We start from the raw sequence: 25,949 nt of genomic DNA, 5'->3' as shown, positions 1-25,949 counted from the left end.
GGATGACGTTCCGCATCTCGCACCCGGAGGTCGACGTGCAGGGTCAGCAGCCGCCTGCGCAGCCACCCGGGGGAGTGCACCGGCCGAGCCTGCGCTCCACGGCCGCCGGTGTGTTCTCCCTGATCGCCATCGCCGCCACCGGCCTCGCCGCCGGCCCGGTGGCGGCCGTCCCGTCCACGGGCCCGTGCGCCCTGCCCCGGACCGACGCCCACCACTCCCTGGGGCTGGACACCTGGAACACCGCCTACCCGCGGCCCGACCGGTCGCTCGACGCGGTGATGCTCTTCCTCTCCTTCCCCGACGCGACCCCCGCGCACGGCACCGAGGTGATCGCCGCGGACCACTTCCCCGGCACGAGCGAGTTCTTCGCGCGCGCCTCGTACGGCCGCTTCGCGCTGCGCGCCGAGCCCCGGCACGGCTGGCTGCGCATGCCGCGCCCCTCCACGGCGTACGCCGTGCGGCGGGACTGGGCGCCGGACCGGCGGGCCGCCTACCTGCGTGACGCGCTGGCCGTCGCGGACCCCGTGGTGGACTTCTCCCGGTACGACATCGTCTACCTGGTCGCGGATCCCGACGCGCCGGGCGTCGACTCGGACGCGACGAAGGTCGTCAACCTGCGGACCCCGCTGCGGGCGGACGGCACCGACATCGACCGCGTCGTCACCGTCTTCGAGCGGCACCCGCCGGACCGCAACGTCCTCGCCCACGAGACGGGCCACGTCTTCGACCTGCCCGACCTGTACAACCGGCCGGTGGACGGGAAGGGCGACTGGGACACGCACGTGGGCGACTGGGACGTCATGGGCAGCCAGTTCGCCATGGCGCCCGAGCCCTTCGGCTGGCACAAGTGGAAGCTCGGCTGGCTCGACGAGCCGCAGGTGCGCTGCGTGCGCACCCCGCAGTGGGTGACGCTGCGCCCGCTGGCGGGCGGGCACGGCCCGCAGGAGGCGGCCTCGGAGGGCGCCGGCCCGGACGGCGCCGATCCGGTCGGTACGGGGTCGGGCGGTACGGGACCGGGCGGTACGGACGCGGGTGGTGCGGGCCCGGGCGGCGCCGGCGCGGAGGGCGCCGGGGCGGGGGCGGGCGGTACGGGAGCCGGCGCGGGCGCGGGTGCCGGCGCCGCCGCACCGTACGGACCGGGGCCGGGAGCGGGGACGCGGCTCGCCGTGGTGCGCACCGGCCGCGACCGCGTACTCGCCGTCGAGGCGCGCGGCGCGCTCGGCAACGACAGCGGCACCTGCGCGGAGGGCGTACTGGTCTACCGGGTGCGGGCCGGCGCCGAGTCCGGCGCTGGGCCGGTGGAGGTGGTCGACGCGCACCCGCTGACGGCGGCGTGCCGGGACCGCTCGGTGTACCCGCCGCTGGCGGACGCGCCGCTCGGCGAGGGCGAGTCGTTCACCGTGCCGGGGGAGGGCGTGCGCGTACAGGTGGGGCGCCGGACCCCTGCGGGTGACTGGACGGTCCGGATCGCGCCGTAGCCCGCCGGCCCCCGCCCGGCGCACGAAGAAGCCCCCCGCTTCCGCGAGGGGCTTCTTCCGTCTGTGCGCCGCCAGGGACTCGAACCCCGGACCCGCTGATTAAGAGTCAGCTGCTCTAACCAACTGAGCTAGCGGCGCCTGCTGACGTCGTAGACCTTAGCACCCTGCTCCGGGTCGGGTGAAATCGAAACCCGCACGGCCCCGGACGGCGTGGCGCGGGCCACGCGGACGCACGCCCACAGGATCACCTCGGGCCCCGGCAGCCAGGGGCGGCGGGTGTCGGGAGCGACGACCCAGCGCGGGCCCTCGTCCGCCCCGCGCACGAGCGGGGGGACGGTGACCGCGTCGCCGAGGCCGTGGCAGAGCAGCGGGGGCACCGCGTCGCCCCACTCCTCCCAGCCCAGCAGGGAGGGCAGCCGCTGGCTCGTCCCGGGGGCGGTGAACAGCAGCATCCGCCCGTGGTGCGCCGCGACCGGGCCTGAGCCGGGCCCCTCCTCCCACAGCCGGTCCAGCAGGCGCCGCCCGAAGACGGCGGGCACGTTCACCACGTCGAAGGCGGAGCCGCAGGGCAGCACGGCGGGGGCGGTGGGGCGGGCCTCCCACCGCAGGAGCGCGGCGGCCGGGTACGAGGAGCCGGACACCAGCCACTCCGCGCCGTCCGCGGTGATCCGCGTGGCGTGGTGGGGCCCGTCGCCCGCCGGGCGGGGGAGGAGGTCGGCGCGGCGCTCGTCGACGTCGCCGTGGAAGGGGCTCAGCGGGGTCTCGTCTCGCAACCAGGTCCTCATGCGTACCGGTCTACCGAAGGTGACGAAGCGATCTCGCTGAGTTCCGGGAAACGGGGACAGGCGGGGAGCGGGAGGAGTATCTTTCCCCCTCGGCATATGCCCAGGGCGTGCCCGTGTGGCGTGCCCGTGCGGCTCAGTCCTCGCCGGCCCGGCCGCCGCCGCGCAGCAGGTCCCGGCCGAACTCGACCATCTTCTTCGCGTAGTCCTCGGTCCACTCGGCGCGGTGCGCGATGTCCGCCGTGGTCAGCCGGTCGAACCGGCGGGGGTCGGCGAGCTGCGCCGCCGCCATGGCCTGGTACTCCACCGCCCGGTCGGCCGCGGCGCGGAAGGCCAGCGTCAGCTCCGTGGACCGGGAGAGCAGCTCGCGCGGGTCCTCGATGGACTCCAGGTCGAAGAAGTGCTCCGGGTCGGCGGCGGCCTCCGCAGGTTCGAAGAGCAGGGGCGCCGGTTTGAACCGCCGCTGCTGCTCGCTCCGCTCGGTCTCCGCCATCGGTGAACTCCCATCCGCTGCTGCCGTGCCGTGCCGGCCGCCGTCCGGACGTACCGACGGCCACCGACCATTGTCCCGCCTCCCACAAGACCACGTCCCCGCCCGCCGCCCGCCCCGCCGCCGCCCGTCCCTCCGCCCGCCCCTCCGCCCGCGCCGGGGCCATGCCTGAGCCGGTACCGCGGGCCCCGCCGAAGCCGGTCCCGCCGCCGTACCGCGGGACACCCGGAGCCCGTACCGCCGGCGTCCGGCCGGGGGGCGGGGCGGGGCGGGGCGGCGTGCGGGTCAGGGGCGGTGGCGGACGCGGTGTTCGGCGAGGTGGGAGAGGACCGCGTGGTTCGCCTCCCAGCCGTCGGGGAACTTCACCGTGACGCCCAGCTGGACCGGCTCCGTCGACGGGTGCTCGTCCAGCAGGTCCGTCACGCCCTCGCGGCAGACCACGACGCACGCGTGCCGGTGCCGGGAGGCCAGGACGCACAGCCGGCCGGTCTCCAGATGGAAGGCGGTGGCGTCCGGGCGGCCGGACAGCGGGTGCAGGACGACCGTCACGTCGTACTCGCGCCCCTGGAGCCGGTTCGCCGTGTCCACCGTCACGCCCCGCACGCCGAGGTCCGCGAGGGCCGCGCGGACGGCGGCCGCCTGGTCGCGGTGGGCGGTGCCGACCGCGACGCGGTCCGCGGTGACGGGCACGGGCCCCTCGCTCCGCTCGCTCACGGCGACCGCGCCCCGGTCCAGCAGCCGCCGCACCACCAGGGCGCAGGCCCGCACCGCCTCCGGGTCCGTGCGCGGGGTGTGCCGGGCGGGCAGCTCCAGCAGGCCCCAGCCGCTCTCCGCCGCCTCGTCGAGGACCCGGTCGGCGGCCGACGCGTCCGCCGGCACGCCGAAGGACAGGCGCCGCTCGCCCGGGCCCGTGCCCGCCCGGAACGGCGTGTACGGGTAGAACGCGTCCGACACCAGCGGCGCCGCCGACGCGGGCAGCCGCCACGACACCGGCAGCCGGTGCTGCGGCAGGTGCGGGTTGTGCGCGAGCAGCGTGGACACGGCGCTCGCCGACGGGTCGTACGACAGCCCCGCCCACTGGTCGGCGCCCACCACCGAGAACGGGTCGAGCTGACCGGGGTCGCCCACGAACAGCGCCCGCTCGAAGTGGCCCGCCACGGCGAGCAGCGCGTCCGACCGCATCTGGTACGCCTCGTCGACGATGGCGTGCCCCCACGGCTCGGCGCCCTTCACGTGCGCCCACTTCGCGGCCGTGGAGACGACCACGTCCAGCCCGGCGAGGTCCGCGGCCTTCGCCGACGTGCGGACGTGGTCCAGGGCGTCGAGCGCCTTGTCGTACGGGTCGGAGTCGTTGCTGTGCAGCCGGCCCACCGGCAGCTCGGGCTCCTTCTCGGCGAGCCGCAGCACCAGGTCGTCGACCTGGGCGTTGGTCTGCGCGACCACCATCAGGGGCCGGCCGGCCGCCGCGAGCTCCAGCGCGGCCCGCACCACGAGGGTGGACTTGCCGGCACCCGGCGGCGAGTCCACGACGACGCCCCGCGCCTCGCCGTGCAGCGTGTCGTCGAGGATCTCCCGGGTGGCGCGGGCGGCCTCGGCGGCCGGGTCGAAGGGGACGGACGTCACAGCAGGTCCTCCGGCGTCACGGGGTCGGGGCTCTCGGCGGCGTCGGAGCGCGGCGGCCCGCCGTGCGTCCACGGCGTGGCCTCCGGGTCCGGCAGCTTCGGACCCACCCGCGGGTCGTGCTCGAACAGCGTCCACACCAGCCGGTCGCCCTTCTCGGGCACCGAACCCTCGGCCGGGTCCTTCCCGCGGCCCATCCGGTCCAGCAGCCGCAGCACCAGCGACCCGTCCTCCTCGTACCGGACGAACTCGGCGCTCTGCGGCCGGCCGTCCAGCGACCGGTACGCCTTCACCCGCTCGCCGACGTGCGGGTCGTCGTCCGTGCGGACCGTCAGCAGCGGCCGCGGGGAGGGCCGCTTCGACTCCGTCCAGGCCATCGTCACGTCGACCACCTCGGCGAGGAACGCCTCCCCGGCTAGCCGCCGCCCCGCCATCACCAGCGGGTCGTCGAGCGCCTCCTGCGCCTCCAGCTGTGTCTGGGCGCTCTCCCGGGCGGCGAGCTTGTTCGCCGCCGTGACGGCGTCGTCCCGGCGCGGCTGCGGCGGCTCGCCCGCCCGCACCCGGTCGCGGTGGCCGGTGAACGACCAGCGGTCGCGGGTCCACCGGTCGGCCACGCGCGCCCCCGGCGGCAGCGCCCGCGCCAGGTCCAGCGCCCGCCACACGGCGTGCCACGTGGGCCGCAGCTGGCTGAGGACCAGCCGCCTGACCTCCCGTTCGGCGTGGTGAAGGGCGCCCAGCCGCTCGTCGGCCGCCTCGCCGTCCTCGGCGGAGGCCAGCTCCTGGCGGGCCCGGTCGTACCGCTCGATCGCGGGGGCGAGGAGCCGGTTGTCGAAGGCCGGGTCGGTGGCGGGGCCGGCCGGCGGGCACAGCAGCTGCCCCTCCCGGTCGCGCCCCAGCTCGGCCCGGAGCGCCGCCTCCGCCCCGGAGGAGCCCTCCGGCGCGTCGATCCAGGCGAGCAGCGCCCCCAGGTGCTGGTCCTCCAGCGACGACTGGCCCGTCGCCCAGTGGCGGTTCAGCAGGTCCGTCGCCGCCAGCAGCAGCGACGAGCCGGGCACTCGCGCCCGCTCCCCGTAGTGCGTCAGCCACCGCCCGAGCAGCGGCACGCGCGGCGGCGCCGGGAACGGCGTCTCCGGGTCCTGCTCGGCCGTCCGCCGGAACCGTGTCGACCGGCCCAGCAGGCGCACGTACTCGACGCCGGCCCGGCTCGGCACGATCAGCTGCGGCGCGTCCGCGCACAGCTCCACCTCGACCTTGACCTTCTTGCCGGTCTCCGGGTCGGTCTCGCTGCGCTCGGCGGCCTCGACGTCGTCCGCGTACCCGTCGACGTACGGCAGGACCGCCTCGGCCAGGTCCGCCAGGAACGCGAAGCGCAGGTCCCGGTCGCGGGGCTGCGGCACGACCAGCAGCCGCGGCTCCTCCCGGTCCGTGCCCACCAGCGCCCCGAGCGGCGCGCCCGCCTCGCCGGCGGTCGTCAGCGGGACGAGGACGAGGGGCCGCTCCGACAGGTGCCGGTGCCGCACCGTGGCCAGCGGCCGGGCGCGCCCGGACTCGACGGCCTCCAGTCGCGCGAGCGTGGAGATCAGCGACACGTGCCCGCTCCCTCCAGCGCCTCGGCGCGCAGCGCGGCCGCCCGCCGCAGCGCCGCCACGGCCGGGTCGCGCGGGTCGCCCCCGTCGCCCCGCGCCGCCGCGAGGACGCCCCCGACGGTAGTCAGCCCGCCCAGCTCACCGCGTACGGAGCGGCCCAGCGCCTCCACGGCGCCCGCGGCGCGGGCCCTGCCTCGGCAGTGGAACGCCAGCTCGCACGCGGCCAGGCACTCCGGCGCGTACGCGTGCGGCACGGCGTCCACCGCGTCGGCCAGCTGCTCCGCCGAGCACGTCGACATGTCGAACGACACCCCCTCGGGCAGGGCCGCCGCGATGTCCTCCACCCGCGTCAGCCGGGCCAACTGCCGTCGGGTGACCGACAGCTGCTTGCGGACGTCGACGACGGAGCCGGTCGGCTCGTTGGAGAAGTCCCGCGGGCAGACCAGCAGCACCGAGTGGTCCACGGCGGCGCCGTCGGTGACCGCCGCGACCCGCTCCAGCGCCAGCACGTACACCGCGGCCTGCCGGGCGGCCGCGCCGACCTTCGCCGCGTCCGCCGAACCGTCGATCATCGGGAAGGACTTGATCTCCACGACCGCCCACCGGCCGTCCGGCCGCACCACGACCGCGTCCGGCTCCAGGTACGCCGGGGAGCCGGCCACCTCCAGCGCCAGCAGCGGGTGGTCGAGCAGGGCCCAGCCGCCGCCCGCCGTGGCCTCGCGCAGCGCCAGGGCGGTCCGCGCCGCCCGTCCCTCGGGTCCGGCCGCCGCGAGGTCCGGCACCCACACGCCCTCCGGCCCGTCCGCGCCGAGCAGCCGCAGCAGCTCGGCGCCCCCGTCGGCCTTGACCTTCGCCTCGAAGGCGTTGCCGCGCATGAAGGCGAACTGCGACTGCCCGAGCCCGGCCGGGGAGCCCAGCGCCGTCGCCAGCGCCGCCTTGTCGACCCCGGCGCCGTCCAGCAGGGCCCGGCGCCGGCAGCCGGGGTTCGCGGCGAGGGCGGCCAGCGCCCGGGCGTCCAGCGGGTGCGGCACGGCGGCGGGGCCGCGCAGCTCCGCGAGCCGCCGCCGCAGCACCCCCGGAGGGACCTGCGGCACCTGCGGGGCGTGCGGTGCCTGCGGGTCCCGCGGTGCCTGCGGGGCCGGCCGGTTCTGCGGGGTCCGCGGAGCCGGAACCGGTCCGCCGCCCAGGGAATCGCTCACCGCCGCAGTCTCGCATCCGCCACTGACAAGCGGGGCCCGGTCGCGCCACTCGCCCCCCGCGGCCCGCCCCGGCCCCGTGCGCGATGATGGACGGGTACCTCGCTGCACCCGCCGAAGTGTGCACCCCCCGCGTCACCCCAGGAGTACGCCCCATGGCACCGCGCATCCTGCTCGCCCGGCACGGCCAGACCGAGTGGTCGCTGCTCGGCAGGCACACCGGCCGGACGGACATCCCCCTCCTCGACAAGGGCCGGCAGGGCGCCGAGCTGCTCGGCAAGCGGCTCCACCGGGCGCGCTGGGCGGGCCTGGAGGGGTACGAGATCCGCACGAGCCCGCTCTCCCGCGCGCGCGAGACGTGCGACCTGGCCGGCTTCGGCGCCCGCGCCGAGGAGTGGGACACGCTCATGGAGTGGGACTACGGGGCGTACGAGGGCATGACGCCCGCCGAGATCCACGCGGTCCGCCCGGGGTGGCTCATCTGGCGCGACGGCGTGCCGGAGGGCGAGACCCTGGCGCAGCTGTCCGCCCGCGCCGACGAGGTCGTGGAGTGGGCCCGTTCCGCCGACCGGGACGTGCTGGTCTTCGCGCACGGCCACATCCTGCGGTCGATCGCCGCGCGGTGGCTGGGCGAGGACGTCTCGTTCGCGGCGCGCGTCCGCCTCGACCCGACGAGCCTGTCGGCGCTCGGCTGGGCGTACGGGGCGCCGGCGATCGAGCGCTGGAACGACACGGGCCACCTGGAAGCCTGACCCGCGCGCGGGCGCGCCCGGCGGCCCCACGGCCACCGCTGCCCCACGCCCCCCACGGCCACCGCGGCGTCGCACGCCTTCAGCCGCCGCCCGGCCCCGCCCCCGCCCCCGCCCCCGCCCCCGGTACGAGGGCGGGGGCCGTGGACCGGTGGCGGGCCAGGAAGGCGGCGACCTCCGGCACGTCGCGCCGGGCGTGCAGCACCCGGGCCGTGTCGGCGAGCATCGCCTGGACGCGGGACGACCGGACCTCCACGTCGTCCAGCAGGTCCAGGACCCGGCCGCCGACCGCCGCGGCCTCCTCCACCGCGCCCCCGCGCGCCAGGTCGCCGGTCAGCTGGGCGTGGTACAGGGCGAGGTTGCGGGCGAAGTGCGGGTCGTTCAGGGCGGCGGCGCGGCGGGCGTGGCGCACGGCGCGGACCCCGTCGCCCAGCAGCGACCACGCCTGGGCCTCCAGGAACTCCAGCTCCGGCGCGCCGAAGAACGACATCCACTCGGGGTCGGCGTCCGACGCGCCCCGCCCGAACAGGGCGTGCGCCCGCCCCAGGGCCTCCTCGCACGCCGTCCGGTCGCCGAGTCCCGCCCAGCCGGCCGCCTCCCGCATCGCCAGCAGCGACAGCAGCCGCGCCGACGACAGGTGCTTCGCCGCGTGCTGCCCGGCCTGCGCCGCCCGTACCGCCTCCCGGTACCGGCCCGCGTCCTTCGCGAGGAACGACGTGTTGGAGAAGGCGTGCGCCTCCAGCCCCGGATCGGACCCCACGCGCGCGGTGGCGAGCGCCTCCGCGTAGTGCGAGCGGGCGTCCTCCAGCCGGCCCGAGTCGTGGGCGAGCCAGCCGACGGAGAGGGCCAGTTCGCCCGCGCCCGCGGTGAGCCGGTCGGCGGTCGACCGGCGGGCCGTCGTCCCCGCGTCGAGCAGCGCGTACGCCGTGCGCAGCGGCTCCGCGGCCCGCCGGTACAGCCCGTCGGCGCCATACCGGTCGTCCAGCAGCCGGATCCGCCGGACGGCCTCCTCGACCGCCGCCACTTCGGACTCGCCGAAGCGGCCGCCGGCCCGGGGCGCCGGGATCGTCCCGAGCGGCTCCGTCCCGCCGCCCCGCTCCGCCGCCGCCCGGGCGGGAGCGAGGCCGAACGAGACGGCCGCCACGGTGGCGGTGCCGCCCGTCATGAATGCGCGACGCAGCACGTCGCTCTCCTCATCGTTCGGGATGGTGGTGGGGGGTTCCGGAGCGGCGGCCGCCGCACGCGCCCGCGCCCCCCGACCGCGTACCCGCTCCCGCGCGACGAACCCCAGGTCGGTCAGTGACAGACCGGGGAACATGTGCAGGAACACCCGCTCGTACGCGTAGTTGGGGCAGCGGATCTCCCCCGACTCGACGCGTCCGACGTAGCGGGCGTCGCACGCCACGTGCTCGCCGATCTCGCTGCCCGCCCGGCGCACCGCGGCGGCGAACTCCGCCGGGGAGCGCAGGCCCCGCAGCCGTCGGAAGGCGAGATTCGGAACTGCCCGTGACGAGGCCATGGCGAGCCCTCTCCTGCGTGCTGCCGATGCTCCGGCGATGCAAGAACGTACCTGCTGTGGCGGGGCACACACGCACGGTTTGGCTACAAACGGGATATCTCACCCCCGATCCGCCATGAACTGCCATCCTTTGCGGCGGCATCCGGCCGTAGCTGTTGACGCCGCCGGGCGTTGAACCCCCCGGAGAGACGGCACGTGTCTCCACTCGGGGCTCGGGCGAGGAGGCAATCCCTTGTTGGAGGTCGGTATGGAGACGGGACGACCCATCCACGGCGCACCGGACACCACCGCGCGGCACTCACCCGTCCCCGACGGCGGCGCCTGCCGGCCCGCCGGCCCCGGCGCCCCGGAGGGCGCCCGGGAGCACGCGCCGGAGGCGGCGGACACCGCGCCGCCCTGCGGCAGCCTGCCGTGCGACCTGGTCACCGTGCCCGCCCGGCGCGGCCTGGAGGCCGTCGACATCCTCCGCCGCGTCGCCCCGGCCGTCGGCCCCGTGCTCCACGACGACGCCAGCGACACGCTCGGCTTCGTCGTCCCGCCGGGCACGGCCGCGGCCTGGGACGTACCGGGCAGCGCCTGTACCGGCACGGACGGCCGGGGGCTGCGCGTCCCCGCCGGCCCGCCCGCCGCCCCCGACGCCGCGCCGCCCCCGCCCCCCGCCGGCACCGGCTGGCTGCTCCCGCCCGCCGACACCGACCCGGTCACCGACCCGGAGGCCCTGCGCGAGGCCCTCGACGAGGCGGCCCGCCTCATCGAGGCCGCCGACAACTGCCGTTAGGGGCCTTGGTCCCTGGCGTCCGAGGTCACGCCCACCTCAACGGTGGAGGCGAGGGTGACCACCGCTTCGCAGTAACCGGCAGCCGTCGTGGCGGCCCCGCTGACCGTCGAGAACGCGCAGGGCAGTGGCGTGCTGTGCCGCGTCCGGGCCGGCGTCGACGCTCGGGCGTCCGCCCCACGCTGTGTGGGGGGCGACGAACGCACTCGACCCCCCGTGCCCGGGTTTCCAGCGCGATCATCGTCGGGCCCCGTTACTTACCTTCTGTTGACCTTTCCCTGTGACCTCGACCACGGTCGAGATCAATCGAACCTTGGTACGGTGAATTTCGAACCTGCTCAGCACAAGGGGGAACCGAACCATGCTTGTTCCGGGGAATCACGGTCTGTCGTACTCCGCGACCGTCTCCCGACAGCTCGTCCACCGCGCGGCCATCTGCGAGGTGTTCCTGACCGACACTCGGCGCCGGTCCGACAACGATTTCCTCGTTGCCGCGCAACTGCCCCGTGTGCACAGCTACTACAGCGACCACACGCTCACTCCCGCCGCCTACGACCCGCTCCTGCTGCTGGAGGTGTTCCGTCAGACCTCCATCCTGGTCGCCCACGAGCACCTCGGCGCACCGCTGGACCACAAGTTCAGCTTCAACACCGGTGAGTTCTCCATTCTGTCCACGGAGGCCCTCCACATCGGGCCGCTGCCCGGGCGGGTCGTGCTCGCCGTGCGCGTCACCGACCGGAAGTGCCGCGGTGACCAACTCGCCGGTGTGACGCTGCGGATGGACCTGGCCATCGACGACCGTGACGCCGCCTCCATGACGATGACCATCCAGTGGATGCCCGGGTCGGCGTGGGCCAAGCTGCGGGAGCGGGGCCGGGCCGCACTCGACCTCACCACCCCACGGGCACACCCCACCGGCCGCAGGCTCCTCCCCGCCGCCGTGGGCCGGCGGTCGCCCGCCAACGTGGTGCTGGGTGACGCGGTCGCCCTCGGGCGCGAAGTAGTCGCCCAGGTCGTCGTCGATCAGGCCCACCCGGCCCTGTTCGACCACCCGCTCGACCACATCCCGGGTGTCCTGTTCTTCGAGGCGTACCGGCAGACGGCTCTGCACGCCGCCCACGAGCTGCTGGATCTGTCACCGGGCCGTCTGTCGCTGACGCGCTGCGACGCCGTGTTCACCCGGTTCGGGGAATTCGAACTGCCCACTGTCTGCCGCGCCGAGCTCGTCGAGGGGGGACCGGACCAGGTGCCGGGCGCCGCCGTGTTCCGGTTGCAGATGCGGCAGGAGGACACGTTGATCTCCACTGCCGAGGTCACGCTTCAGTGCACCAGTCGCCTCGGGCGCCGCTTCGTGCGCACGCCCTCGCCGGCGCTCCAGGCCGGCTGAGTACGCCGCTCCTCCCATTCCTTTCCCGTCCGAGGAAGGCTTCAGCATGCCCTTGCCCATGATCTGGTTCGACTTCGGCGGCGTCCTGTCGCCACCACTGGAGACGCTGTACGCCGCGTACCACCGCAAGACCGGCATCATGCCCGAGCAACTCCAGGAGGCCATGAGGGTGGTCGCTGCGGAGATGGACATGCCGACGCTGGCACCCATCGAGCTCGCGGCGCTCACCGAGATCGAGTGGGGCCGCCGGCTCGCCCGCGTCCTGACCGACCGGCACCCCGGCATCGACCTGTCGCGGGCCCGGCTGGAGACCTTCGGCGAGCAGTGGTTCGAGGGCGTCTCCGCGAACCCCCTGATGGTGTGCGCACTGCGCCACGCCCGCGAGAACGGCTTTCCCGTGGGAATCCTGTCGAACAACGTCGTCGAGTGGGAGCCCCACTGGAAGGCGATCGTGGCTCCTGCCGGAGAGGTCGACTGCCTCATCGACTCGTGCATGGTCGGGGTCCGCAAGCCGGATCCAGCGATCTTCGACATCGCGGCGAAGACTGCGGGGGCCGAGCCGGCCGACTGCGTCCTCGTCGACGATCTCGCCGAGAACTGCGCCGCGGCCCGCGCGCAGGGCTGGCGTGCCGTGCACTTCCGCGACAACCGGCAGGCGCTGAGCGACCTGAGCCGTATCACCGGGCTGCCCGGCATCCTCTAGCCGGCCCGCTCCCCACCACCACAAGGACAAGGCGAACGAAACATGAGCACGACCACCGTCTCCGCCGGCTCCACCGCCACGCTCGCGGAGATCCCCCACCTCGACCCGCCGCCCGCGTACACCCCCCTGTCCGGCCGCTCCGCCGGTGGCCTCCCGCAGATCGCGCTCCCGAGCGGCCACACCGCCGTCCATCTGACGCGCTACGCCGACGTCCACAAGGTCCTCACCGACCCGACGTTCGCCCGCACCGAGACGAACGTGGACGACGGCCCCAGCTTCCTGCCGACCACGATGCCCCCCGAACTGCTGCTCAACCTCGACGCCCCGGACCACGCGCGCATGCGCGGTTTCGTCACCGCGGACTACAGCGCGGCCGGTGTCGAGCGGCTGCGCCCCACCGTCGACGCCGTGATCGGCGAGCGGTTCGCCGCGCTGCGTGCCGAGGACCGCCCGGACCTCTTCCGTACCGTTCTCGACCTGTACCCGGTCATGGTCAACTGCCACTTCCTGGGCATACCGGTGGAGGACATCGCCTACTTCCGGCAGTACTCCCGGACGGTCCAGATGGCACCCCGCGAGGACATTCCGCACCTGCTGGACCACTTCTGGAAGGTGTACGGCTACGTCACCGACCTCGTGACCGGCGAGCGACCCGTCCGTCCGGACGGTCTCATAGCCCGCTTCGTCGCGGCGCGTGACAGCGCGGACCCCGGCCTGACGGACAAGGAGCTGGTCGGTCTGCTGCTCGGCTCCGTGCTGGGCGGGGATCAGAACATCCTCTCCGTCCTCACCAAGGCGGTGTACACGCTGCTGTGCGCGCCGCCGCTGTGGCGGCGACTGGTGGACGATCCCTCGATCGCGCCGCGCCTGGTGGAGGAGCTCGCCCGGGTCCTCCCTCTCGGAACCATCTCCACCTTCCCCCGGGTCGCCACCCGGGACCTGGAGACGACCGGTGGCACGATCCACCGCGGCGATGTCGTGTACGCCGATGCCTTCGCGGCCAACCGCGACCCGGAGGTCTTCCCCGACCCGGAGGTCATCGACCCGGACAGGAACGGCCGACGGCACCTGCAGTTCGGGTACGGCATGCACCACTGCATGGGCGCGGCGCTGACCCGGTTGGAGGCCACCGCGCTCCTCACCCGTCTCGCGGAGGAGTTCCCCACCCTGGCACTGGACGCGGATCCGCGGACGCTCGCCTGGGACCACGGGACGCTGCTGAGACGGCCGACGTCGCTGCCGGTGCGCTGGTAGTCGTACGGCGGAGGCGTCAACCAAGCGCCGGCCAGCCGGTGAGTGCCCCGGGCCCTCGACGGAGGGTCCGGGGCACTCACGTGTCCGGTCCCGGACGGGTCAACGGTCGTCCACCGCCTCGCCGAACCACTCCCGCAGCGCCGCCCGCAGTCCGCCCGGTGGGTCGGCACCCGCCGCCGGCGCCCACGCGACGTAGCCGTCGGGGCGAAGCAGCAACGCGTCCCACGGCAGGGGCTGCGGCGCCCGGGCCCGTACGGCGTCCACGGCATGCCCCCATGCGGCGGCCGTCCGGGCGTACTCCTCACCGGCGTCACCGAACAGCAGGAGGACCGGCCGGCCCGGGTGCAACACGTCTGCCACGCAGCTGTCCGTCCCCCGTATCGCCAGGGGAAGATTGGGCAGGAAGCGTCCTTCCCACGGGGAGCCGCCGTGCGAGGGGTAGGCGGTGTCCTGGGCGCTGATCATGTAACCGAGGTGCGTTCCGACCTGGTCCAGTCTGAGCAACTCGGCGAAGAGTGCCCGCAGGGGTTCGTTCTCCTCACCCGGTCGCATCAGGGCCAGCTGGGCCCGGGTGTTCTCGATGACCCGCCGCCCGGCCGGGTGCCGCTCGTCGTGATATGTGTCGAGCAGACCCTTGCCCGCGTGGCCGCGCACCGCGAGGGCCAGCTTCCAACCGAGGTTGAGCGCGTCCTGGAGGCCGAGGTTGAGTCCCTGGCCGCCGACCGGGAAGTGCACGTGCGCCGCGTCGCCGGCGAGGAAGACCCGCCCATCGCGGTAGTGGTGGACCAGCCGCGTGTAGTCGCTGAAGCGGCTGGTGAAGACCGCGTCGGTCATCGGGATGTCGTGCCCGGCGATCCGGCTCGCGGTGGAACGCAGTTCGTCGAGGGTGACGGGGGCGTGCCGCTCCGCGTGGGGTCCGGTGAAGTCGAAGGTGATGACACGGCTGTATCCGAACGGGTTGACGTTGACGACCGTCCAGCCGCGCGGCGTGAGGTTCCAGCCGGGTGGCGTCCCCGCCGGGTCAAGCAGGCGCACCTGACCGAGGAGGGCGGCCACGCGGGGCAGGTACTCCTCGCTCCTGATGCCCGCGAGGGCGCGCACGGTACTGCGGGCTCCGTCCGCGCCCACCACGTAGTCGGCGGTGAGGCTGGTGCGCCGTCCGTCGCCCTGCTCGGCGGTGATCTCCACCCGGCCGGGGTCCTGGGCGAGAGCGACGACGTCATGTCCGCGGCGAATCTCGACCCCCAGGTCGCGTGCCTTCCGCTCGAACGTCCGCTCCAGGTCGGCCTGGGAGCGCCCGGCGATGGGCTGCCCCTCCACCGCCGGGGCACTGATGGTCAAGCCGGGCATACCGGCGAAGTGGAAGGCGGTGGTGGCCGGCTCGTCCAGGCGGCCACCGCGCCGGGTGGGCAGGTGGCCGCGCCGCGCCAAGGACTGCACGGTGCGCGCGTGCAGCGTGCCGGCCTTGGGCTGGTCCACGGTCCGGGCGTGGCGCTCCAGTACGACGGTCCTGACGCCGTGCAGGCCCAGTTCCGCTGCGAGCAGCATGCCGACCGGCCCTCCGCCGACGATCGCGACACCGTAGTGCCGAGTCGGGAACATCTGATTCTCCTCGTCCTTGGCCCGGGCCACCGCGGCCTCAGCCGGTTGCCGTGGTGCCGGTGGCGGCCGGTGCGGTCCGGCCGCGGCGCCACAGCGCCACGATCACCACGAAGAGGACGAGGCAGACGGCCGCCAGGACCCACAGGATCGTGTCGAAGGCGGAGTCGTACGCCCCGACCAGGAAGTCGGTGAACCGGTCGCGCTGGTCGGTGGGGACGGTCCGCGCCGCCGCGGTCAAGCCGCCACCCGCCACCTCGTTGGCGAGTGCGGCGGGGTCGCCCGCGCCGTCGAAACCCCCGACACCCTCGCGGATCCTCGTGCCGAGGGTGGTGGCGAGCATGGAGCCGTACACGGCGACGGCGATGGCCTCGCTGCCCAGCCTCAGCGTGTTGAGGAAGCCGGCCGCCATGCCCGCCTTCTCGGGGGCGACGTTCTCCAGTGCCTGTCCGTCGACCAGACCCGCGGACAGCCCCATGCCCGCGCCGGTGACGAGCATCGGCAGGGCGACGACCGCGATGGCGACGTCCGGGCTGAAGAGGGTGAGCGCGAGGTCGCCGACGACCAGGCAGACGAGGCTGAGGTAGAGCAGGGTGAGGGCGGGGACGCCACGGGAGACCAGCTTGGCGGCCAGCATGGGGCAGACGAGGACCGGGAGGGTCAGCAGGACCATCGTCAGCCCGGCCGCGCCACTCGTGTATCCCGCCACGGCGGTGAGGTAGGTCGGCAGGTACGTCAGCATCGTCACGAAGCCGAAGGACGCGGCGACCGGGACCAGGCACAGTGCGAGGAAGCGGTGGTTGGCCAGCACGCTCAGATCGAGCATCGGGTGCTCGCGGCGCTTCTCGACGGCGGTGAACACCACGAGGACGACGAGTGTTCCGGCGAACAGCCCGAGCACGCCCGCGCTGGCCCAGCCCCACTGCGATCCCTGCACGATGCCGGTGGTCAGCAGCAGCATCGCGACGACGAACAGGGCGCTGCCGATCACGTCCACGCGGGCGTCGGTGCGGCGGGACTCGGCCGTCGAGCGGGCGATGGCCGGAACGGCGAGGAGCACGAGGGCGAGGGCCACGGCGTGGAGCGCGAATACCCAGCGCCAGCCGAGGGTCTGGACGAGCAGGCCGGAGACGGAGGGTCCGACGGCGACACCGATGCCCGCGACGGTCCCGAAGAGCGCGAACGCCTTGGCGCGCGCCGGGCCGCTGAAGACGGTCGACAGGATCGCGCTGCCGCAGGAGAAGATCGCGGCACCGCCGAGTCCGGCCAGCGCGCGGGCGGCGTCGAGCAGGAGTACGTTCCCGGCCAGCGCGCTTCCGAGCGAGGCGACGGCGTAGACGCCGGCGCCGATGGCGAAGGCGCGGACGCGCCCGATGATGTCGGCGATCGAGCCCCAGGCGAGCGTGAAGCACGCGAAGGAGACGTTGAAGGCGTTGACCACCCACTGCAGGGGAACGAGGCCCGCCTGGGTGTCAGCGCCGATACCGGGCAGGGCCACGGCGGTACCGGAGATCGAGGTGGGAACGACGAAGACGGCGAGGAGGACCGCGATCAGGGTAAGCGTCTGCCGGGGGCCCGCGCCCGCGTGCGGTGCGAGGGTGGCCGCCTCGGTGGGCGCCGGTGCGCCGCCGAGGGGGGACTCGGTCTGTGTGGACATGCGTGCTCCATGGACGTCCCCGCGTCGACCGACCGGGGAGGTTCGGATTGTGTCGAACCTTAACCTGGCATGCGGCGCAGGTACCATGCAAGTAGAACCTTCCGAAGGAGCCGTCATGCCCGACGCAGAGGGGCACCCCTCGCTGGAAGAGATGCACCTGCGTTCCGTGATGAACGCCCTGTCCGATCCCCTGCGGTACGAGGTGATCTCGGAACTCGTCCGGGGGCCGGAGGGGTCCGAGCGGCACTGCTCCTCGTTCGGCCTGCCGGTGTCCAAGTCGACCCGCAGCCACCACTTCCGCATCCTGCGGGAGGCCGGGCTCATCCGTCAGGTCGACCGTGGCAACAGCCGCATGGCCCAGCTCCGCAGGGCCGACCTGGAAACCCGGTTCCCCGGCCTGCTGGACCTGATCCGGGAGAACCCCCCGGAGACGCGGCGCGTGCCCTGACGCCACCCTCGCCCCGCCCCGGCCCCCCCGCCCCCCGTCCCCGGCCCGCGGGGCGGGGGGAAGCGGGGGCGGCCGATAATGGTCCTGTGGCGAGGAACAGAGAGCGGCGCGGGCGTACGGCGGCCCCGGAGACCCTGAGCGAGACCGTCGACGGCGGGCTCGCCGAACTCGTCCCCGACCGCGAGCGGGCCCGCGCCTGGACGCTGCTGCTGGACGGCGCACCCCAGTCGCACGTCGACCTCGACGACCCCGCCCACCTCGACTTCGCGTACCAGCGCCGCCTCGGCCACGTCATCGACCTCGCCGCCCCCGCCGGCCGCCCCCTGCACGCCGTCCACCTCGGCGGCGGCGCCCTCACCCTCGCCCGGTACGTCGCGGCGACCCGGCCCCGCTCCACGCAGCAGGTCGTCGAGATCGACGCGCCGCTCGTGCAGTTCGTCCGCCGCGCCCTGCCCCTCGACCCGGCCGCGCGGATACGGGTGCGGGGCGGCGACGCGCGCGCCGGCCTCGGCCGGCTCCCCGACGGGTGGGCCGACCTCGTCGTCGCGGACGTCTTCAGCGGCGCCCGCACCCCCGCGCACCTCACCAGCACCGAGTTCCTGGCCGACGTGCGGCGCGTGCTGAAGCCGGGCGGCCACTACGCCGCGAACATCGCCGACGGGCCGCCCCTGGCCCATCTGCGCGGCCAGATCGCGACCGCGGCGGCCGTCTTCCCCGAACTGGCGCTCGCCGCCGACCCCGTCGTGCTGCGGGGCCGTCGCTTCGGCAACGCGGTCCTCGTCGCGGCCGACGTCCCGCTGCCCGTCGCGGAGTTCACCCGCCGCGTCGCCACCGACCCGCACCCCGGCCGGGTCGAACACGGGCGCGCCCTCACCGACTTCACCGGCGGCGCCACCCCCACCACCGACGCCTCCGCCAAGCCCTCCCCGCCGCCCCCGCCGTCGGCCTTCGACGCCTAGATCCGGCCGCTCGTCGCCGGTGGTCGGGTGGCTCCCGGGAACCGGACTTCTGCCGTGTCCGCACGGTGGTGACCGCCGCGTTCCGGGCCAGGTGACCGGTCCGGCCGCTTCAGCCCGTTCGCGACGGCCCCAGCGGCGGCCAGTCGGTGAGGGGGCGTGGTCGGTGGAGGCGGCCCTTGCCGGAGCGGTCGGCCGCGGTGTGGACGGTCAGGCGCTCAAGGAACTCCATGCCGTCGGTGCGGGGTACGAGCAGCAGGTGTCGATGCGGCGGGTGCTGTCGGAGGCACGGGCGATCGTGGAGCGGATCGCGGATCGACCACCCCGCCTTGCCGTAAGCGGTACTGCCGAACGCTGAGCGAACCTCTGATCTTGCTCAATCTGTGATCACTTCGGTGCCCCCGATGTCTACCATGGCGTCCGCCGCTCTGACCAAGCGGCCTCGTTGTTACGAAAGTTTCCTTGTGGGGGGTAAACAAGATGCGCGCGTCTGCACGCTCTTCCATGCTTCTGAACGGGATATCGGCGCTTTCGGCAGGGGTGCTCATCGTGACTGCCTCTCCCGCCTCGGCCGACTCCGTCCGCTCGGCGGGCACGGGATCGTCCGCGCTGGTTGTCGAGAAGGCGACTGGAGTCGTCGACGTGACCAAACCGGTCGTCGAAGGGTCCTTCGCCGCAAAGGCAGTTACCGGTGCCGGCGAAGGCAGTGTGACGGTGATCATGCCGCCGACCGCAGAAGGCCGGATTGAGGCCAAGGCCTCGTCCGGCGATGCTGTGTCGCTGACGCTCCAGGGAGCATCCGAAAGCGCCACCGCCATGACGTCGGAGTCCGGAACCGTTGTCTACAAGGACGTCGCCCACGCAACCGACCTTGCCGTCCAGGCGACCTCCGATGGCGGCGTCCGCACGCTCGTCACCCTGAAGGACTCCACGGCCTCCCAGGAACAGCGCTTCCCGCTGGTCTTGGGGGATGACGTGCGTCTGGTCGACGATGGGGACGGAGGGTACCTTCTGGCCCGCCAGGAGGTCGACGGCATCGGTGAGGTGATCGCCACGGTCGACGCGCCGTGGGCCAAGGACGCCACCGGCCGACCCATTGATACCAGTTACCGGCTGGAAGGGAACACTCTCGTCCAGACGGTGCAGACGTCTGAGGACACCACGTTTCCCGTGGTCGCAGATCCCAAGATCACGTTTGGTGTGGGTGCGTACTTCAACGCGTGGGGTTACGAGTGGAAGTCCTACGCGATCGCGGCGGGGAGCGTCGGGTACTTCGCCAACCTTGCCGGCTGCTCAGTCCTGGACAAGATTCCGCACATTGGATTGAAGCGAGCTGCGACGGCCATCTGCTCTGCTGTCGGGTACAAGACGGTCAAGGACTGGGGGGCCTTCCTCCGAAGCCAGATCAAGGACAAGAGCCTCCACGCCGGAACGTGCTACCAGACCAAGATCCTGCCTCGTAACAGCAAGCTCACCAAGGTCAGCAGCGGAAACTGCAAGTAGGGTCAAGCACCCGGAGCGGCCGGGCAACTCGGGATCGAACGTAAGGAAAATCGTGAGCAAGCCGTCATACCCCAGGCCGTGGTGGGGTTGGGCCATCATCTTCTTCACGGTACTGATCGCGGCCGTACTGCTTGACCTCGCCTGGTATTGGGCCGTGCTGCTCGTCCTCGGCGCCACCATCGCCTTCGAGTATGCCTGGGCCAAGCTCACCTCACGACGGGGCGAGTGAGTCGACCGGCTGCGGGAGAAGTCATCTGCGTCCGGTGGCGCACTGCGGGAGCACGGCCTGTCCGGGCTCCCGCAGTGCTGATCCGTCGTGCCGGCCCGCAAGGAGACGTGGGCGAAACGTGAGGAGAGGGCACCGCTTCCGCTCGGGGCGACGCCTTCTCCGTCGTACCCGGCCCGCGTGAACCGCATTTGCCCTGACCGCTGCCTCGTCGACGCAGCACTTGCGGAAGTGAGGTCCGCACCGACGACAGCAACCCTCGGACGGAAGGGGCCGGCGGTCGGCGGACCGCGCCCGCCGACGGAGCCGCAGCGGTGCCGTCGGCCACGTCGCCAGCCGACGGGGGAGAGGACCGACGCCCCGGCCGACGGCGGTGGGGAGGGCCGCGACGGCGGCGTGGAGCAGCAACTCGCCCCACGTCGACGGCTCCTCGCCCATCGTGCCCGGTCGTACTCCCGCCCTGTCCCACGCACGGCATGACGTCCGCGGGCGCCGACGGGGCCCCGGGCCCGGCGTCCCGGACGGGCCGCCCCTGCACGTCGGTTCGGTTTCCGGACGGGTTTTCGCGGTTCCCGTCATTTCTGTTATCCGCGCCCCGCCGCCGGGTCTCCCCTCGTGCCAGACGAACGAGGACCGGGCGCCGCCCGGGGACAGTGAGGGGCGCGACGTGCACAGGGAACGGGAAGCCGCGGTGGTCGAAGCGGCGCAGCAGGGGGAGTCATGGGCGCAGGACCGGCTGATCGCCGCCTACCTCCCCCTCGTCTACAACATCGTCGGACGGGCCCTGAACGGCCACGCCGACGTGGACGACGTCGTCCAGGAGTCGCTGATCCGGGCCCTGAGGGGACTCGACGCCCTGCGTGACCCCGACCGCTTCCGGCCGTGGCTCGTGGCCATCACCATGAACTCGATACGCGCCCACCACGCGGCGCGGCGGACCGGCGCGGTGGCGGTGGAACCGGACCGGGTCCAGCAGGTCGCGGACCCCGGCGCGGACTTCGTGGACCTGACCATCGTCCGGCTGGGCCTGTCCGGTCAGCGCCGCGAGGTCGCCGAGGCGACGCGGTGGCTCGACCCCGACGACCGGGAGCTGCTGTCGCTGTGGTGGCTGGAGGCGGCGGGCCGCCTCACCCGCGCCGAGGTGGCCGCCGCGCTGGAGCTGTCGCCGCAGCACACCGCCGTACGGGTGCAGCGCACCAAGGGCCGGTTGGAGACGGCACGGCTGGTGGTGCGCGCCCTGGCGGCGGTGCCGCGGTGCGTGCTCCTCGACGACGTGCTCGGCCCCTGGGACGGGGCGCCGTCGGCGCTGTGGCGCAAGCGGCTGGCGCGGCACGTGCGCGACTGCACGGTCTGCTCCGGGTACGAGGCCGGGCTGGTGCCCGCCGAGGGCCTGCTCGCCGGGCTCGGCCTCGTGCCGGTGGCGGCCGGGCTGCTGGCGGCGCTGCCGGGCGGTGGAGGCCCGTCCCTCGCGGAGACCACCGCCGCCACCCCGGCCGTCAGCGCGGCGGGAGCCCCGGCGGCGGGTACGGCGCACGGCCGGGCGGCCGGTCCGGGGGCCGGTCCGGCGGTCGTCGTCGGCGGCCGGGCGGCGCAGCGCGGCGCCGCACGGGCGCGCCGCCGCCGTACGGCCGCGGGCGCCGCGGTGGCGCTGCTGGTCGGCGCGGGCGCGGTGACCGGGGTGGTACTGCTGCCCGGGGACGGCGACGCCGACGCCGTGCGCGTGCAGTCGGCGCTGCCCGGGGACGGCGGCGCCCGGTCCGTCGCGGTGGGCTCCCTCCCACCCGCGGCCCCGACCGGGCCGAGCCCGAGCGCGTCGGCGGCGCCGTCCTCCGCGTCCCCCTCCCCGTCCCTCTCCGCGTCCGCGTCGGCGTCCGCCTCGGCGAAGCCCTCGGCGCCGGCCGGCCCCTCCGCCGCGCCCGGCCGCGCCGCCACCCCGCCCGCGCGCGCCACCACCCCCGCCCCCGGGCGCGACGACACCGACGGCTCCGGGGGAACGGGCCGCCGGTACAGCGCCACCCGGCCCTCGGGCGGCGACGGGTCGTCCGGCGACCGGGTGACCGCGCTCGTCAACGCCGAGCGCGCACGCGCCGGCTGCGGCCCGGTCTCCCGAAACGGCCTGCTCGACACGGCCGCCCTGCGGCACTCCGAGGACATGGACGCCCGCGACTACTTCGACCACAGCTCCCCGGACGGCACCGACCCCGGCGACCGCATCACCGCCGCCGGGTACCGGTGGAGCACGTACGGCGAGAACATCGCCCGCGGCCAGCAGAGCCCCGAGGCCGTCATGGAGTCGTGGATGAACAGCCCCGGCCACCGCGCGAACATCCTCAATTGCTCGTTCAAGGAGCTGGGCGTCGGCCGGCACGACGCCTCGGGCGGCCCGTGGTGGACGCAGGTCTTCGGCGCGGCGGGCTGACGGACGCCCGGACGGCCCCGCGGCCGGTACGCGCCCGGGCCGTACGACCGGCCGGTCCCGGTGCCGGTGCCCGTCCCCGCCGGTGCACGCGGCGGGTGCCGGCGGGTGCGGCCGGTGCAAGTGCCGTTGCGTACCCGGCCCGGTGTCCGTACCCCCGCCCCGCCTACGTGTCGCGCTCGTCGATCTCCACGCGGGGCGGGCCGTCGTGCCAGACGCAGAACGCGGAGACCTCCCGGCCGTCCCGGGTGAACGTGACGCGGATCCAGGAGTCGTGCTTCCACACCTGCATCCGCCACCCGGACGCCGGGGTCGCCGAGACGAGTTCGGCCGACGTCTCGCCCAGGTCGAACGCCACCCGCCCGCCGTCGACGGCGTAGCTGCGGACCGTGCCCGTCGCCGTACCCGGCGCGGATGCCGACGGTGCGGGGGCGGGCCGCCGGGCGGACGGCGAGCCGCCCGGGTCCGCGGGCGCCGACGACGGGGGCCGCCCCGACGGGCGGCCCGCCGGGGCGGACGGCGACGAGGAGGCGGAGGTGGAGGCGGACGGCGCGGGGGCTCCCGGGCCCGGCCGGGACGCCGAACGCGGCGGCGCCGGCGGCGCGGTGGCCGGGGCGTCGTCACCCGGCGCGGCGAGCGGCAGGGCGCTCGGCCGGTCGTACACGCTCCCCGCCAGCACCGTGTGCACGCCCCACCACGAGAGAGTGACCGCCGCGCCCGTGGCGGACGACCACGCCAGGGCCTGGACGAGTCCTCTTCGCATCGGGGCCATACTGCACCACGCCGCCACGGCGTCAACACCGGTCCCCCTCATTCCGCCTGATGGCGTACGGTGCCGCCCATGGCAAGTGTGCTCGTGGTCGAGGACGACCAGTTCGTGCGCTCCGCCCTCATCCGGCACCTGACCGACGCCTCCCACACCGTGCGGAGCGTCGGCACGGCCCTGGAGGCGCTGCGCGAGGTGGCCCACAACCGGTTCGACGTGGTCATCCTCGACCTCGGTCTGCCCGACCTGGACGGGGCGGAGGCGCTCAAGATGCTGCGCGGCGTCACCGACGTACCGGTGATCATCGCGACGGCCCGGGACGACGAGGCGGGGATCGTCCGGCTCCTCAACGACGGCGCCGACGACTACCTCACCAAGCCGTTCTCCGTGGAGCACCTGTCCGCGCGGATCGCCGCCGTCCTGCGGCGCGCGCGGGGCGGCGCCGGGGAGGGCGTCCCGGACGCGGTGCTCCGGGTGGGCGGTCTCGCCGTCGACCCGCTGCGCCGCCGCGCCGAGCTCGACGGCCGCCACCTGGACCTGACCCGCCGGGAGTTCGACCTGCTCGCCTTCCTCGCCGGGCGGCCCGGCGTCGTCGTCCCGCGCCGGGAGCTGCTCGCCGAGGTGTGGCAGCAGGCGTACGGGGACGACCAGACCATCGACGTCCACCTGTCGTGGCTGCGCCGGAAACTGGGCGAGACCGCCGCCCGCCCCCGCTACCTGCACACCCTGCGGGGCGTCGGGGTGAAGCTGGAGCCGCCCCGGTGAGGTGGGCGCTGGTCAAGGTGGCGCTGGCGGTCACGACGATGGTGGTCATCGCCTTCGCCGTCCCCCTCGGGATGGTGACCCAGGAGCTGGCCCGCGACCGGGCCTTCGGCAACGCCGAGCGGCAGGCCGCCGCGATCGGCCCCACCCTCTCCATCACCACCGACCGGGCCGCGCTGGAGCGGGCCGTCGCCTCCACCCAGGCGGGCGCCGACGGCCGCATGGCCGTCCACGTACCCGCCCCGCCCGGCCGGCCCGCCGCGAGCGCCGTGCGGATCGGCGCGGGGCGGGCCACGGCCGCGGACCTGGACACCGTACGGCGGGTGCCGCGCGCCTCGGTGACGGACGTGGCCGGCGGCTCGGTCCTGCTCCAGCCCACCGCGCTCGGCACCGGGCAGATCGCCGTCGTCGAGGTGTTCGTCCCCGAGGGCGAGCTGACCCGCGGCCTCACCACGGCCTGGCTGGTGCTCGCCGGGGTCGGCGTCGCGCTCGTCATCGGGTCGGTCGCCGTCGCCGACCGGCTCGGCGTACGGACGGTGCGGCCCGCGCAGCGCCTCGCCCGCGCCGCCCACGACCTCGGCGAGGGGCGGCTCGGCGCGCGCGTACCGGAGGACGGGCCGGCCGAACTGCGGGCGGCGGCCGTCGCGTTCAACTCGATGGCCGACCAGGTCGTGCGGCTCCTCGCCAACGAGCGGGAGCTGGCCGCCGACCTGTCGCACCGGCTGCGCACCCCGCTCACGGTGCTGCGTCTGAACGCCGCCTCCCTCGGCGAGGGGCCCGCCGCCGACCAGACGCGGGCGGCCGTCGAGCAGTTGGAACGGGAGGTCGACACGATCATCCGCACCGCGCGGGAGGCGCGGCCGCAGACGCGGGCGGCGGGGCCGGGCGGCGGCTGCGACGTCTCCGAGGTGGTCCGCGACCGGATGGCGTTCTGGTCGGCGCTCGCCGAGGACGAGGGCCGCAGGGTGCGGCTGGCCGGCGTGGAGCGGGCGGTACGGGTCCCGGTCGCCCGCCCCGACCTGGCCGCGGCGCTGGACGCGCTGCTCGGCAACGTCTTCCGGCACACACCCGAGGGTGCCGCCTTCTCGGTCGACGTCCACAACGGCGACGACGCCGTCATCGTCCTCGTCTCGGACGCCGGGCCCGGCATCGCCGACCCGCGCGCAGCCCTGGCCCGCGGCAACAGCGGCGCCCGGGACGGCTCGACGGGGCTCGGACTGGACATCGTGCGCCGGGTCGCCGAGTCGACGGGCGGCGACGTCCGCATCGGCCGCTCCGTCCTGGGCGGTACGGAGGTGCGGGTCCGGCTCGGCTTCGACGGCAGCCGCCCGGGGCCGGGCGTACGACGCGGACGGCGCGGCCGACGCGGCCAGCGAGCCGCACCCCGCCCCCGCCCCGGCACCCACCTTTAATCCACGCCCATGGCTTCCTTAAGCGGAGCCTAAGATCCCCGAGTCCCGTGCCTGGGGGGCGGTTTGTCCGGTGGGTGGCGGCTAGCGTGCTGCCGCACCCACCCCCCACCCGGACACGAGGCAGGCACATCGATGGGAACGACCACGCACCGGCGCAGGGCCGGCGGCAGGGCGAAGGCGGTCGGCGCGCTGGTCGCGGCGGCGGTGGCCGCGGGTGCGGCGTTCGCCTTCACCGGCACGGCGCAGGCCGCCGGCGTCAGCGCCGCGTACACCCGGACCAGCGCCTGGGCGGGCGGGTACACCGGCCAGTACGTCGTCACCAACACCACCGGGGTGACGCGTTCGGGATGGAAGCTGGAGTTCGACCTGCCCGCCGGTACGCGTCTGAACTCGCTGTGGAACGGCCGGCACACCGTCGAGGGGCGGCACGTGACGGTGGAGCCCGAGAGCTGGAACCGGGATCTGGCGCCCGGTGCCTCGGTCGGCGTCGGTTTCGTCACCGGCGCGGACGGCGGCGCGGCGGGCGACCCGACGGGCTGCCTCATCGACGCGGTCGCGTGCTCCGCCGCCCCCGGTACGACGCCGGTCCCCACCGGCCGCCCCACCGGGCAGCCCACCCCCGGGCCCGGCGCCACCCCGAATCCCACACCGGCCCCCCCCCCCCC

The 25,949-nt window shown here is 74.8% G+C and carries 24 protein-coding genes and 1 tRNA gene; 15 read left to right on the top strand and 10 right to left on the bottom strand.

Features of this window, described 5'->3' with window-relative positions:
• Positions 1-2 precede the first annotated feature (2 nt).
• Entirely contained in the window at positions 3-1,478 is a 1,476-nt protein-coding gene (locus LPA54_RS13125; protein ID WP_228977052.1) for a M6 family metalloprotease domain-containing protein, read from the top strand.
• Between the two features lie 64 nt (positions 1,479-1,542).
• Here LPA54_RS13125 and LPA54_RS13120 read toward each other — a convergent pair.
• The 6 genes from LPA54_RS13120 to LPA54_RS13095 all read right to left on the bottom strand — a co-directional run bounded on the left by LPA54_RS13120 (position 1,543) and on the right by LPA54_RS13095 (position 7,050).
• Positions 1,543-1,616 (bottom strand) — tRNA-Lys (locus tag LPA54_RS13120).
• A complete protein-coding gene (locus LPA54_RS13115) occupies positions 1,607-2,263 on the bottom strand; it encodes a hypothetical protein (RefSeq protein ID WP_228977051.1) in 657 nt (218 codons plus the stop codon). The genes LPA54_RS13120 and LPA54_RS13115 overlap by 10 nt, the downstream gene beginning before the upstream one ends.
• 133 nt (positions 2,264-2,396) lie before the next feature.
• Positions 2,397-2,753, bottom strand: a complete 357-nt coding sequence (locus tag LPA54_RS13110; RefSeq protein WP_228977049.1) for a hypothetical protein — start codon at positions 2,751-2,753, stop codon at positions 2,397-2,399.
• 282 nt (positions 2,754-3,035) lie between these two features.
• Positions 3,036-4,373 (bottom strand): AAA domain-containing protein, encoded by a 1,338-nt coding sequence (locus LPA54_RS13105; protein WP_228977048.1) that lies wholly within the window; start codon positions 4,371-4,373, stop codon positions 3,036-3,038.
• A complete protein-coding gene (locus LPA54_RS13100; protein ID WP_228977046.1) occupies positions 4,370-5,959 on the bottom strand; it encodes a hypothetical protein in 1,590 nt (529 codons plus the stop codon). The genes LPA54_RS13105 and LPA54_RS13100 overlap by 4 nt, the downstream gene beginning before the upstream one ends.
• Entirely contained in the window at positions 5,950-7,050 is a 1,101-nt protein-coding gene (locus LPA54_RS13095; protein WP_228977278.1) for a hypothetical protein, read from the bottom strand. Before LPA54_RS13095 ends, LPA54_RS13100 begins: the two co-directional genes overlap by 10 nt.
• Before the next feature lie 257 nt (positions 7,051-7,307).
• On the opposite strand from LPA54_RS13095, the gene LPA54_RS13090 reads away from it, so the two are divergent.
• Positions 7,308-7,904: a histidine phosphatase family protein gene (locus tag LPA54_RS13090; protein ID WP_228977045.1), complete on the top strand. Its 597-nt coding sequence runs from the start codon at positions 7,308-7,310 to the stop codon at positions 7,902-7,904.
• A gap of 79 nt (positions 7,905-7,983) precedes the next feature.
• On the opposite strand, the gene LPA54_RS13085 is transcribed toward LPA54_RS13090, so the two are convergent.
• A complete protein-coding gene (locus LPA54_RS13085) occupies positions 7,984-9,420 on the bottom strand; it encodes a tetratricopeptide repeat protein (RefSeq protein ID WP_228977043.1) in 1,437 nt (478 codons plus the stop codon).
• A 247-nt stretch (positions 9,421-9,667) separates the two neighbouring features.
• Here LPA54_RS13085 and LPA54_RS13080 point away from each other — a divergent pair, with 247 nt between their 5' ends.
• The 4 genes from LPA54_RS13080 (at position 9,668) to LPA54_RS13065 (ending at position 13,539) form a co-directional block, all read left to right on the top strand.
• On the top strand, positions 9,668-10,198 hold the full coding sequence (locus LPA54_RS13080) for a hypothetical protein (protein ID WP_228977041.1): 531 nt from the start codon (positions 9,668-9,670) through the stop codon (positions 10,196-10,198).
• A 358-nt stretch (positions 10,199-10,556) separates the two neighbouring features.
• Positions 10,557-11,582, top strand: a complete 1,026-nt coding sequence (locus LPA54_RS13075; protein WP_228977040.1) for a ScbA/BarX family gamma-butyrolactone biosynthesis protein — start codon at positions 10,557-10,559, stop codon at positions 11,580-11,582.
• Between the two features lie 46 nt (positions 11,583-11,628).
• The gene (locus LPA54_RS13070; RefSeq protein ID WP_228977038.1) at positions 11,629-12,285 is read left to right on the top strand and encodes an HAD family phosphatase; all 657 of its coding nucleotides are present in this window, start codon (positions 11,629-11,631) and stop codon (positions 12,283-12,285) included.
• A gap of 42 nt (positions 12,286-12,327) precedes the next feature.
• Complete coding sequence (locus tag LPA54_RS13065) at positions 12,328-13,539, top strand: cytochrome P450 (protein WP_228977036.1); 1,212 nt, start codon at positions 12,328-12,330, stop codon at positions 13,537-13,539.
• A gap of 99 nt (positions 13,540-13,638) precedes the next feature.
• Here the strand turns inward: LPA54_RS13065 and LPA54_RS13060 are convergent, their stop codons facing one another.
• Positions 13,639-15,141 (bottom strand): FAD-dependent monooxygenase, encoded by a 1,503-nt coding sequence (locus LPA54_RS13060; protein ID WP_228977034.1) that lies wholly within the window; start codon positions 15,139-15,141, stop codon positions 13,639-13,641.
• A gap of 37 nt (positions 15,142-15,178) precedes the next feature.
• Complete coding sequence (locus tag LPA54_RS13055; protein ID WP_228977033.1) at positions 15,179-16,795, bottom strand: MFS transporter; 1,617 nt, start codon at positions 16,793-16,795, stop codon at positions 15,179-15,181.
• 115 nt (positions 16,796-16,910) lie between these two features.
• On the opposite strand from LPA54_RS13055, the gene LPA54_RS13050 reads away from it, so the two are divergent.
• From LPA54_RS13050 to LPA54_RS13025, 6 genes are all read left to right on the top strand, one after another.
• Positions 16,911-17,243, top strand: a complete 333-nt coding sequence (locus LPA54_RS13050; RefSeq protein ID WP_228977030.1) for a helix-turn-helix transcriptional regulator — start codon at positions 16,911-16,913, stop codon at positions 17,241-17,243.
• Positions 17,244-17,329: 86 nt separating this feature from the next.
• Positions 17,330-18,202 (top strand): spermidine synthase, encoded by an 873-nt coding sequence (locus LPA54_RS13045; protein WP_228977028.1) that lies wholly within the window; start codon positions 17,330-17,332, stop codon positions 18,200-18,202.
• 163 nt (positions 18,203-18,365) lie between these two features.
• Positions 18,366-18,557 (top strand): hypothetical protein, encoded by a 192-nt coding sequence (locus LPA54_RS13040; protein WP_228977026.1) that lies wholly within the window; start codon positions 18,366-18,368, stop codon positions 18,555-18,557.
• Between the two features lie 146 nt (positions 18,558-18,703).
• On the top strand, positions 18,704-19,702 hold the full coding sequence (locus LPA54_RS13035) for a hypothetical protein (RefSeq protein ID WP_228977024.1): 999 nt from the start codon (positions 18,704-18,706) through the stop codon (positions 19,700-19,702).
• A 52-nt stretch (positions 19,703-19,754) separates the two neighbouring features.
• Positions 19,755-19,931, top strand: coding sequence for a hypothetical protein (locus tag LPA54_RS13030; RefSeq protein WP_228977021.1), 177 nt, complete (start codon positions 19,755-19,757; stop codon positions 19,929-19,931).
• A 664-nt stretch (positions 19,932-20,595) separates the two neighbouring features.
• Positions 20,596-22,347 (top strand): sigma-70 family RNA polymerase sigma factor, encoded by a 1,752-nt coding sequence (locus tag LPA54_RS13025; RefSeq protein WP_228977019.1) that lies wholly within the window; start codon positions 20,596-20,598, stop codon positions 22,345-22,347.
• A gap of 163 nt (positions 22,348-22,510) precedes the next feature.
• Here LPA54_RS13025 and LPA54_RS13020 read toward each other — a convergent pair whose 3' ends face one another.
• Entirely contained in the window at positions 22,511-23,116 is a 606-nt protein-coding gene (locus LPA54_RS13020; protein ID WP_228977017.1) for a hypothetical protein, read from the bottom strand.
• 69 nt (positions 23,117-23,185) lie between these two features.
• Here LPA54_RS13020 and LPA54_RS13015 point away from each other — a divergent pair, with 69 nt between their 5' ends.
• From LPA54_RS13015 to LPA54_RS13005, 3 genes are all read left to right on the top strand, one after another.
• Positions 23,186-23,875, top strand: coding sequence for a response regulator transcription factor (locus LPA54_RS13015; RefSeq protein ID WP_228977015.1), 690 nt, complete (start codon positions 23,186-23,188; stop codon positions 23,873-23,875).
• Complete coding sequence (locus tag LPA54_RS13010) at positions 23,872-25,284, top strand: HAMP domain-containing sensor histidine kinase (RefSeq protein ID WP_228977013.1); 1,413 nt, start codon at positions 23,872-23,874, stop codon at positions 25,282-25,284. Before LPA54_RS13015 ends, LPA54_RS13010 begins: the two co-directional genes overlap by 4 nt.
• 132 nt (positions 25,285-25,416) lie before the next feature.
• On the top strand, positions 25,417-25,949 hold a 533-nt coding region (locus tag LPA54_RS13005), incomplete at its 3' end, for a cellulose binding domain-containing protein (protein WP_228977012.1).

It is taken from the genome of Streptomyces sp. DH12, assembly GCF_020873895.1.
GTDB lineage: Bacteria > Actinomycetota > Actinomycetes > Streptomycetales > Streptomycetaceae > Streptomyces.
Note: the sequence above shows the minus strand (reverse complement) of the source record. Positions and strands in the feature narration are given on the sequence as shown.

Excerpts from the sequence above, each read along its gene's own strand:
- LPA54_RS13125 (WP_228977052.1), top strand. The coding sequence starts at position 3 with ATGACGTTCCGCATCTCGCACCCGGAGGTCGACGTGCAGGGTCAGCAG.
- LPA54_RS13115 (WP_228977051.1), bottom strand. The coding sequence starts at position 2,263 with ATGAGGACCTGGTTGCGAGACGAGACCCCGCTGAGCCCCTTCCACGGC.
- LPA54_RS13110 (WP_228977049.1), bottom strand. The coding sequence starts at position 2,753 with ATGGCGGAGACCGAGCGGAGCGAGCAGCAGCGGCGGTTCAAACCGGCG.
- LPA54_RS13090 (WP_228977045.1), top strand. The coding sequence starts at position 7,308 with ATGGCACCGCGCATCCTGCTCGCCCGGCACGGCCAGACCGAGTGGTCG.
- LPA54_RS13085 (WP_228977043.1), bottom strand. The coding sequence starts at position 9,420 with ATGGCCTCGTCACGGGCAGTTCCGAATCTCGCCTTCCGACGGCTGCGG.
- LPA54_RS13080 (WP_228977041.1), top strand. The coding sequence starts at position 9,668 with ATGGAGACGGGACGACCCATCCACGGCGCACCGGACACCACCGCGCGG.
- LPA54_RS13075 (WP_228977040.1), top strand. The coding sequence starts at position 10,557 with ATGCTTGTTCCGGGGAATCACGGTCTGTCGTACTCCGCGACCGTCTCC.
- LPA54_RS13070 (WP_228977038.1), top strand. The coding sequence starts at position 11,629 with ATGCCCTTGCCCATGATCTGGTTCGACTTCGGCGGCGTCCTGTCGCCA.
- LPA54_RS13065 (WP_228977036.1), top strand. The coding sequence starts at position 12,328 with ATGAGCACGACCACCGTCTCCGCCGGCTCCACCGCCACGCTCGCGGAG.
- LPA54_RS13060 (WP_228977034.1), bottom strand. The coding sequence starts at position 15,141 with ATGTTCCCGACTCGGCACTACGGTGTCGCGATCGTCGGCGGAGGGCCG.
- LPA54_RS13055 (WP_228977033.1), bottom strand. The coding sequence starts at position 16,795 with ATGTCCACACAGACCGAGTCCCCCCTCGGCGGCGCACCGGCGCCCACC.
- LPA54_RS13050 (WP_228977030.1), top strand. The coding sequence starts at position 16,911 with ATGCCCGACGCAGAGGGGCACCCCTCGCTGGAAGAGATGCACCTGCGT.
- LPA54_RS13035 (WP_228977024.1), top strand. The coding sequence starts at position 18,704 with ATGCTTCTGAACGGGATATCGGCGCTTTCGGCAGGGGTGCTCATCGTG.
- LPA54_RS13020 (WP_228977017.1), bottom strand. The coding sequence starts at position 23,116 with ATGGCCCCGATGCGAAGAGGACTCGTCCAGGCCCTGGCGTGGTCGTCC.
- LPA54_RS13015 (WP_228977015.1), top strand. The coding sequence starts at position 23,186 with ATGGCAAGTGTGCTCGTGGTCGAGGACGACCAGTTCGTGCGCTCCGCC.